The organism is Sphingomonas sp. 10B4, assembly GCF_035019905.1.
Lineage (GTDB): Bacteria > Pseudomonadota > Alphaproteobacteria > Sphingomonadales > Sphingomonadaceae > Sphingomonas > Sphingomonas glacialis.
Genome location: NZ_JASJVC010000133.1, coordinates 1 through 3,132, shown reverse-complemented (window position 1 = coordinate 3,132; position 3,132 = coordinate 1). Strand labels below are relative to the sequence as shown.

The 3,132-nt window shown below is 57.1% G+C and carries 4 protein-coding genes; 3 read left to right on the top strand and 1 reads right to left on the bottom strand.

Annotated features, from left to right (window positions below; all coding sequences use genetic code 11):
- Window positions 1–358 precede the first annotated feature (358 nt).
- Window positions 359–913 (top strand): fasciclin domain-containing protein, encoded by a 555-nt coding sequence (locus QN347_RS18915; protein ID WP_322160383.1) that lies wholly within the window; start codon window positions 359–361, stop codon window positions 911–913.
- Window positions 914–1,020: 107 nt separating this feature from the next.
- Window positions 1,021–1,479: a phosphate-starvation-inducible PsiE family protein gene (locus QN347_RS18910; RefSeq protein ID WP_322160385.1), complete on the top strand. Its 459-nt coding sequence runs from the start codon at window positions 1,021–1,023 to the stop codon at window positions 1,477–1,479.
- A gap of 166 nt (window positions 1,480–1,645) precedes the next feature.
- On the opposite strand, the gene QN347_RS18905 is transcribed toward QN347_RS18910, so the two are convergent.
- Window positions 1,646–2,212 (bottom strand): transposase, encoded by a 567-nt coding sequence (locus QN347_RS18905; RefSeq protein WP_416194463.1) that lies wholly within the window; start codon window positions 2,210–2,212, stop codon window positions 1,646–1,648.
- Between the two features lie 680 nt (window positions 2,213–2,892).
- On the opposite strand from QN347_RS18905, the gene QN347_RS18900 reads away from it, so the two are divergent.
- Window positions 2,893–3,087 carry a hypothetical protein gene (locus tag QN347_RS18900; RefSeq protein WP_322160387.1) on the top strand — a complete coding sequence of 65 codons (195 nt, stop codon included), beginning with the start codon at window positions 2,893–2,895 and terminating at the stop codon, window positions 3,085–3,087.
- Window positions 3,088–3,132 lie beyond the last annotated feature (45 nt).

The following is a 3,132-nucleotide window of genomic DNA, read 5'->3' as shown; positions in this document are numbered from 1 at the left end:
GTTCGGCAGCCATGCTGGCCACCTTCAGGCAGAAACTCCACTTAACAGCCTGTCCAAATTTGCCGAGCCACCTCTTGTTTCGGCCAAAGTCAGTTGGGTTTCGCGCGTGGTTGCATGGCCCGTATGTCAGACCGCCAGTCGGATCGGGGTCCGCAGTCTCAGCCTTGCTAGGCCGACCCCGTCCTTTAGTCCGTATTCCTTCGCCAACGTCGAATAGCTAAACTTCAAATTGGGCTGGTGGTGCGTCACCTTGCGACCTGTAAAGGGGCAGTGACTACGCTTCAGGTCTGTCGTTTCAGGTTGCCGAACGCTTGTCGGTGCCGGGCAAACGGGAGTGGATGATGCTAGGAGAGCGAATATGACATCACGAATTGCGCGCACATTGGGCGCTTGCCTTGCACTATCGGTAGCGGTGCCGGTTATTGCCATTGCGGCTAAACAGAAGGTTGGCGGCGCCGTTATGTATGCAAACAAAACGATCGTCCAGAATGCTTCCACTGCAAGCAACCTTAGTACGCTTGTGGCCGCTGTGAAGGCCGCAGATTTGGTGGAAACCCTGTCTGGTCCAGGCCCGTTCACGGTGTTCGCACCAACAAACGCAGCCTTTTCGAAGTTACCCGATGGGACAGTCGCAACGCTTTTGAAGCCAGAGAACAAGGCTCAGCTTGCGAGTGTTCTGACCTATCACGTGGTGCCAGGAAAAATCACGGCGAAGGCGGCTCTGACTGCCATCAAGGCCGGGGGCGGCAAGGCGACGCTCACCACCGTGCAAGGCGAGGCGCTGACCGCGCGCGTAACGAATGGAAAGATCGTGCTGACGGACGCCAAGGGTGGCAAATCGATCGTAACGATGGCAGACGTGATGCAATCGAACGGTGTGGTACACGTGGTGGACACAGTGCTGATGCCGTGACGCGTTTTGTGGCGCCGGATTGCCCGGCGCCACTTACAGCCTGGACCTCTGCACCAGCAGCCCGCTGACCCAACATTGCTCATATTGAGAGGTGCACAGGGATTAGTATGAATTCCCTCGATGAAAATAAGGCAGGCACGTCGGAAGACGATATAGTCGCCGATCAGTCCTTCAAGCCGGCGCTGGGCGAAACCGAGCACACCGTTGCGTCCATCGGCTTTCATCTTGTCGAACGGATTTTACTCTTGCTCGTCGCGCTAATGACCATCGCAGGCGCAGCAGCCGAAATCTACCAGATTTATGAAACTCGTTCTATCAATCTCGCTGATATACTTTTGATGTTTCTTTACACCGAAGTGATTGGGATGGTCAGTGTGTTTTATACCGGAAAGGGTGCCACTTTCATCTATCCGATATTTATCGCGATCACTGCGCTGGCCCGGCTTATCGTGCTTCAAAGCAAAGACATGGCGCCTGAAAATATTGTATTTGAGGCTAGTGCAATTTTGCTGCTTGCCATGGCTGCTATGGCGATGACACGCTTTACAGTGGTGCGCGCATCATGAAAGGTGCTGAGTATAGCTGAGGAGTAGTTGCGGCATCGGTCGGTGAACAGCGTTTCCGCGCTCCCAACCGCGCCGCTTTGAAACAGCAGCGACCGCCATATTTTTCGCTTTACCATCCCAATCGGGCATACCGCTGGCCGGTGCAGTCAAACTAACCAGGATTTGGTTAGTTGAGTCCCGATAGCGCCCGAAAAGCGGTGCCGAGAGCGAGAACGCAGCTCGATTTAAAAGAGGACAAAGCGTGCTTGTAGCTACCTAAATCGCTGGACGAACCAGATAGGAATGTGCCTTCCCCGTAGATCTGACAATGCCGCACCGCGCCAACCGCTCTGGAATGAACGAAGCGCTGAGGTTGGTCGATCGAGGCACGGTAGGTGAGAGCCACCACCGGGCCGACGCCGGGCGCGGTCATCAACCGTTTGCAGACCGGATCATGCCGGACCGTGTCGAGCAGCATCTTGTGGAGGGTGGCCAGTTGCTGGCGCATCACCCGCCGCACCGTCAGCAACGGCTCGACGATCGCTGCCAGTCTCGGAAAGCCCTCGACTAGATGACGAATCCGTGTCTCGTAATCGATCGTGCTGACGACACCGACCTTGAGGCCGAAGTTGCGCAACGTGCCGCGCATGTCGGACTCGATGTCGATCAGCTTACGCTGCACCAGCTTGCGGCTGGTCAGCAGCATCCGCTGTTCCTGCGCGGCCAGCGTCTTCACGTGCACCGGCTTGAACATGTGGATTGACGTCGAAGCGGGACCACGCCATAATCTGGCTAGGGACTTGTAAAAGCGACTAGATTTGAGATTAAAGTGGGGTCCCGACCGGCGCCGATCGCCCCCCTGAAAAGTAATATTCTTTTGTAAATTCAATTGTTTATCCCGATAAGGGATGAAGTCCCGCTTGGACGCCTATCCACACTGGAGATCGATGAACTTCGCGAGAGACTCGCCGGCGTTCAGATTCCTGGCGACTTTCGCCACTTCCGGTTCACGAACATTGCGAAGAACAGTTCGTGGGGCGGCCGATACTCCCAATATCAGGAGCCGATCACCGTGGACCACGTGATCAGCTTCGTCTGGTGCACTCTTCACCGCGACGACCTCACCCCGCAAGGCCGAGGCGTCTGGGCCGGCACCGTCGCTCTCCCCGTCAGGGATCCTGGGGTTTTGGAATTGGGGTTGATCTTCCGACCACTCCAGTAGGAGTGGGTGAACTCGTAGCAACGTTCGGAGGCACGGCGGTACTAGCAGGCGTCGTCGTGCTCGAAACGCCGGCAGCGGGTGACAGTCCTGGCAGGTGCAGAGCTACCGTGCCTCCCGGTGAAGCAGCCGATTGCGCGCCCGATGCAGGCGCCGCCATTTGTCGCGCGGCGAGCCGGCGGAACGCGCGACGAGACCCCAAGGTGGTGCTGCAGATGATCACCGGCGGCCTTACCAGTAGCCAAAGCACCGATGGGATGCGGCTGCCCAAAAGCCGCATTGCATCTCTCCTTGCCAAAAGCAGACTGCAGCCGCCGTTGCCGCTTATCTGCTCCCACACCAACCGCGAAAAAAGGTTTATCGTCACATCCGTCGCACCGTATCCATTCGGCGACGACCATCGGGCGTAATTTTGTCTCGCGTGCGCGAGCGATCAGGCCGCTTGCTTGATCTTG

Bases quoted from the DNA above. Each gene is read 5' to 3' on its own strand.
- QN347_RS18915 (WP_322160383.1), top strand. From the start codon at position 359: ATGACATCACGAATTGCGCGCACATTGGGCGCTTGCCTTGCACTATCG.
- QN347_RS18910 (WP_322160385.1), top strand. From the start codon at position 1,021: ATGAATTCCCTCGATGAAAATAAGGCAGGCACGTCGGAAGACGATATA.
- QN347_RS18905 (WP_416194463.1), bottom strand. From the start codon at position 2,212: ATGTTCAAGCCGGTGCACGTGAAGACGCTGGCCGCGCAGGAACAGCGG.
- QN347_RS18900 (WP_322160387.1), top strand. From the start codon at position 2,893: ATGATCACCGGCGGCCTTACCAGTAGCCAAAGCACCGATGGGATGCGG.